The organism is Phenylobacterium sp., assembly GCF_046590535.1.
Classification (GTDB): Bacteria; Pseudomonadota; Alphaproteobacteria; order Caulobacterales; family Caulobacteraceae; genus Phenylobacterium.
In genome coordinates this window covers 1-4,419 of record NZ_JBKJTG010000088.1, presented here as the reverse complement: position 1 = coordinate 4,419, position 4,419 = coordinate 1, and the positions used below count along the sequence as shown (strand labels likewise).

6 protein-coding genes are annotated in these 4,419 nt (G+C 69.8%); 4 read left to right on the top strand and 2 right to left on the bottom strand.

Going from position 1 to position 4,419, the window contains the following annotated elements:
- Together ACLL81_RS05135 and ACLL81_RS05130 are read right to left on the bottom strand one after the other, a co-directional pair.
- On the bottom strand, positions 1–490 hold a 490-nt coding region (locus ACLL81_RS05135; protein WP_411287270.1), incomplete at its 3' end, for a YbjN domain-containing protein.
- A gap of 139 nt (positions 491–629) precedes the next feature.
- Complete coding sequence (locus ACLL81_RS05130) at positions 630–875, bottom strand: accessory factor UbiK family protein (RefSeq protein WP_411287269.1); 246 nt, start codon at positions 873–875, stop codon at positions 630–632.
- Positions 876–987: 112 nt separating this feature from the next.
- Here ACLL81_RS05130 and lgt point away from each other — a divergent pair, with 112 nt between their 5' ends.
- The 4 genes from lgt to ACLL81_RS05110 form a co-directional block, all read left to right on the top strand.
- Entirely contained in the window at positions 988–1,836 is an 849-nt protein-coding gene (lgt, locus tag ACLL81_RS05125; RefSeq protein WP_411287268.1) for a prolipoprotein diacylglyceryl transferase, read from the top strand.
- Positions 1,823–2,878 (top strand): class I SAM-dependent methyltransferase, encoded by a 1,056-nt coding sequence (locus tag ACLL81_RS05120; protein ID WP_411287267.1) that lies wholly within the window; start codon positions 1,823–1,825, stop codon positions 2,876–2,878. The genes lgt and ACLL81_RS05120 overlap by 14 nt, the downstream gene beginning before the upstream one ends.
- A 3-nt stretch (positions 2,879–2,881) precedes the next feature.
- On the top strand, positions 2,882–3,652 hold the full coding sequence (pgeF, locus tag ACLL81_RS05115; protein ID WP_411287266.1) for a peptidoglycan editing factor PgeF: 771 nt from the start codon (positions 2,882–2,884) through the stop codon (positions 3,650–3,652).
- 72 nt (positions 3,653–3,724) lie between these two features.
- The coding region (locus ACLL81_RS05110) for a ribose-phosphate pyrophosphokinase (protein WP_411287265.1) at positions 3,725–4,419 on the top strand (695 nt) is incomplete at its 3' end.

Below are 4,419 nucleotides of genomic sequence, written 5' to 3'. Positions count from 1 at the left end.
CCGTCTCGAAGAGACAGGCGTCCATCGCGTCCTTGGGCGTCTTAGCCCCGGCGATCAGGAAGTCGAAGGCCGGGAAGAAGCGGTCGGCGCCCTCCACGGCCACGTCAATCATCGCCGCGGCCTGGGCCAGGCTCGGTTGCTCGCCGGTCATCAGCGCCATGCCGTGGCGGAAGATGATCTCGCCGTCTTCCCACAGTTCGAAGTGGCCGAGCCAGACCCTGGGATTGATGGCGGCGATCAGCTCATGGGCGTCGATGCGCTGCTCTTTGGTCACCGTCAGGTCCATGGACAAGCACAGCTGCAGGGTGTCGCCCTCGGGACGCCAGGCAAACCAAAGTTCGTAGTCCTTCCAGTCGCCGGCCAGGGAAAAAGCCAGGTCGCCGTCTTCGGTGCGGTCGAACGGCAGGTTCTCCGCCGACAGCACATGCTCGACCACGTCGAGAGGATCGGTTGCGATAAGGACGTTGTCGTCAGACTGGGTGGTGTCCATCAAGACCCCTTTCGCAGTTGGCGGGAGGCGCAACGACACCCCCGAATCGCCTGCGACACTGAAACTAATCTGCTTCGCAGCTTGGCCGTCACCCGCTTATTGGCAGGTCCGGCCCACATTCGCGTGTTGTGCACAGACTTCAGGCCGGCCCGTCCGCGCCGGCTGAAGCGGCGGGGCGCAGGCGCTCCACCTCGGCGCGCAGGGCCGCGACCTCGGCCTTCAGGGCCTCGAAGTCTTCCCGGCGGATCAGGTCGAACTCGGCGGCGATGCGGTCGGCCTGCGACCGGAAGGCGGCCTTGGCCTCTTCGCCGGCGGCCTGGGCCAGGCCCATGGCGGCGGTGGTCAGCTTGGCCATCTCGTCGAGGAAGGGGTTCTGGGTCTGCATCTTGCGCTCTGATCGACGGACAAGCGGTCCGCCGCTTTCTATATGGGCCCTGGGGGGTGAAAGCTAAGGCTTAGTCGTCTAAACCAGACCTGAACGCTGGAGTCTCCCAAACGTGCCCTTTCCGGATTTCGACCCTGTCCTGTTCCAGATCGGCCCGTTCGCCATCCGCTGGTACGCCCTGGCCTATGTGGCCGGGATTCTGGTGGGCTGGCGCTACGCCGTCGCCATGGTCAGGAACGCCAGCCTTTGGCCGCGCCGCGCGCCGCCAGTGATTCCCGACCAGATCGACGACCTGATCCTGTGGGTGACCCTGGGCGTGATCGTCGGCGGCCGGCTGGGCCACGTGCTCTTCTACACGCCGTCGCTGATCTGGACCGACCCGATCGAGATCGTGAAGGTCTGGAACGGCGGCATGAGCTTCCACGGCGGCGCCATCGGCGTGTTCGTAGCGCTGATCCTCTATGCGTGGCGCAACGCCATCGACGTCTGGCGGCTGGGCGACCTGACCGCCGCCGCGGTGCCCATCGGCCTGTTCTTCGGGCGCATCGCCAACTTCATCAACGGCGAGCTGTGGGGCCGGCCCACGGACCTGCCCTGGGGCGTGATCTTCCCCGGCAGCGGCGACGGCGTGCCGCGCCACCCCAGCCAGCTCTACGAGGCGGCGCTGGAGGGACTGGTGCTGTTCCTGGTGCTGCTCTGGGCGACCCACGGGCCGAAGCTGCTGAATCGCCGCGGCGTGGTGATGGGCATGTTCACCGCCGGCTATGGCCTGATCCGCGTGGCGGTGGAGACCGTCCGCGAACCCGACACCTACCTGTCGGACTTCCCGCTGGGCCTGACCATGGGGATGATGCTGTCGATCCCGATGATCGCGTTTGGCCTGTGGCTGATCGTGCGCGGCCTGCGCGAAGACCTCAGCCTGTTGCCGCCCCGCGCCCGGGAGGCAAATGCCCCTGCGTGAACGGCTGGCGGCGGGCATCGCCGAGGGCGGCCCGCTGAGCGTCGCCCAGTACATGACCGCCTGCCTGCACGACCCGGACTTCGGCTACTACGCCACCCGCCCGGCCCTCGGCGCCGACGGCGACTTCCTCACCGCCCCCCTGGTCAGCCAGATGTTCGGCGAGCTGATCGGCGTCTGGGCGGCCTCCTGCTGGGCCCAGATGGGCCGTCCCGCCGCTTTCCGGCTGGTGGAAATCGGCCCCGGCGACGGCACGCTGATGAGCGACCTCAAGCGCGCGGTGCGTCCCGCGGCGGGGTTCCTCGACGCCGCCGACGTCTGGCTGGTGGAGACCTCCCCGCCGCTGGCCGCCGCCCAGCGCGCGCGCCTGGGCGAGACCGTCAGCTGGGCTGCAAGCCTGGCCGAAGTGCCTGGGGACGCGCCCCTGCTCGTGGTGGCCAACGAACTTCTCGACTGCCTTCCCGCCCGCCAATTCGTGCGCACCCACACCGGCTGGTCGGAGCAATTGGTGGGCCTGGACGCCAGTGGCGCCCTGGCCTTCGGGCTGTCGCCCACCCCGGCCGCCGGCCTGCTGCCCGACGCCCAGGCGGGCGCGGTGTTCGAGCAATCAGCGGCCCAGGCCGCCCTGGGCGCGGACCTGGGCGCGCGGGTGGCCCGCGACGGGGGCGCGGCGCTGCTGATCGACTACGGCCGCGCCACGCCGGGGTTCGGCGACACGCTGCAGGCGCTGCGCCGCCACCAGAAGGTCGATCCCCTGGCCTGTCCGGGAGAAGCCGACCTGACCATCCACGCCGACTTCCCGGCGGTGATGGCCGCCGCCGGCGCGCAGGGCGCGGAGGCCGCCATCGTGACCCAGGCCGCCTTCCTGGCCCGGTTGGGGGTCGGTGAGCGGGCCGAGGCCCTGATGCGTTCGCGCCCGGACCTTGCGGCCACCCTGGGCCGCCAGCTCAACCGCCTAGTGGGCGCCGGCGAGATGGGCGAGCTTTTCAAGGCCTGTGTGATCCATTCGCCAGGCTGGACCCCCACCGCCTTCGGGGACGCCTGAGCCATGCTGGGCCTGGCCGTCCTCACCTCGCCGCGGCTGGCGCTGCCCGGTGTCCGCCACGCCTTCTTCACGCGTCAGGGCGGCGTCTCTGAAGGCCTCTACGCCAGCCTGAACGTTGGCCTGGGTTCCAGGGACGATCCGGACGCCGTGCTCGAGAACCGCCGCCGCGCCGCCGGCTACCTGGGGGCCGAGATCCTGGTCACCGCCTACCAGGTGCATTCCGCCGAGGCCGTGACGGCGCGGGGCGCCTGGCCGGGCGAGGCGCCGCGGGCCGACGCGGTGATCAGCGCCACCCCCGGCGTCATCTGTGGCGCCCTGGCCGCCGACTGCGCGCCAATCCTCATCGCCGACCCGGCCGCCCGGGTGGTCGCCGCCGTCCACGCCGGCTGGCAGGGAGCGTTGAACGGAGTGGCCGAGGCCGCCATCGCCCGGATGGTCGAGTTGGGCGCGGAACCCAACCGCATGACCGCCGTGGTGGGGCCCTGCATCGGGCCGCAGTCCTATGAGGTCGGCCTGGAGTTTCTCGATCGCTTCGTCGCCGCGGAGCCTGCCAGCGCGCGGTTCTTCGCGCCTGGCGGCAGCGCCGGCAAGCGCCTCTTCGACCTGCCGGCCTTTGTCCTCGCCAGGCTCGCGGCGGCCGGCGTCGGCGCTGGCGAATGGATCGGTCGCGACACCTGCGCGGAGCCGCAGTTGTTCTACTCCAACCGCCGGGCCTTCAGGCAGGGTGAGCCCGACTATGGCCGGCTGCTGTCGGCGATCGTGCTGGAAACCTAGCCGCCTCTTGCCCGCCTGCGCCCGCCTGCTACAAGCGCGCGCAATCAAGCTGCAAAATCGCGTGGGGCTCCGATGAAGCTGCTGGCCGGCAACTCCAATCCAACCCTGGCCCAGGCCGTCGCCTCGCATCTGGATTTGCCGCTGACCCGGGCCCAGGTGAAGCGGTTCGCCGACAACGAGGTGTTCGTCACCATCGACGAGAACGTCCGCGGCGAGGACGTCTTCGTCCTGCAGTCCACCAGCTACCCCGCCAACGACAACCTGATGGAGCTGCTGATCTGCATCGATGCGCTGAAGCGCGCGTCGGCCAAGCGGATCACGGCGGTGATGCCCTACTTTGGCTACGCCCGGCAGGACCGCAAGACCGGCGGCCGCACGCCGATCTCGGCCAAGCTGGTGGCCAACCTGATCACCCGCGCCGGCGCCGACCGGGTGCTGACCATGGATCTGCACTCGGGCCAGATCCAGGGCTTCTTCGACATCCCCACCGACAACCTGCAGTCCGCCCCGCTGATGGCCAACGACATCAAGGGCCACTATTCCAAGGCCAGCGACCTGATGATCGTGTCGCCCGACGTGGGCGGCGTGGTGCGCGCCCTGGCGGTCGCCAGCCGGCTGAACGCTGAACTGGCCATCGTCGACAAACGCCGCTCGGGCCCTGGCAAGAGCGAGGTGGCCAACATCATCGGCGACGTCTCGGCCCGCCGCTGCATCCTGTTCGACGACATCATCGACGGCGGCGGCACGCTGTGCAACGCCGCCCAGGC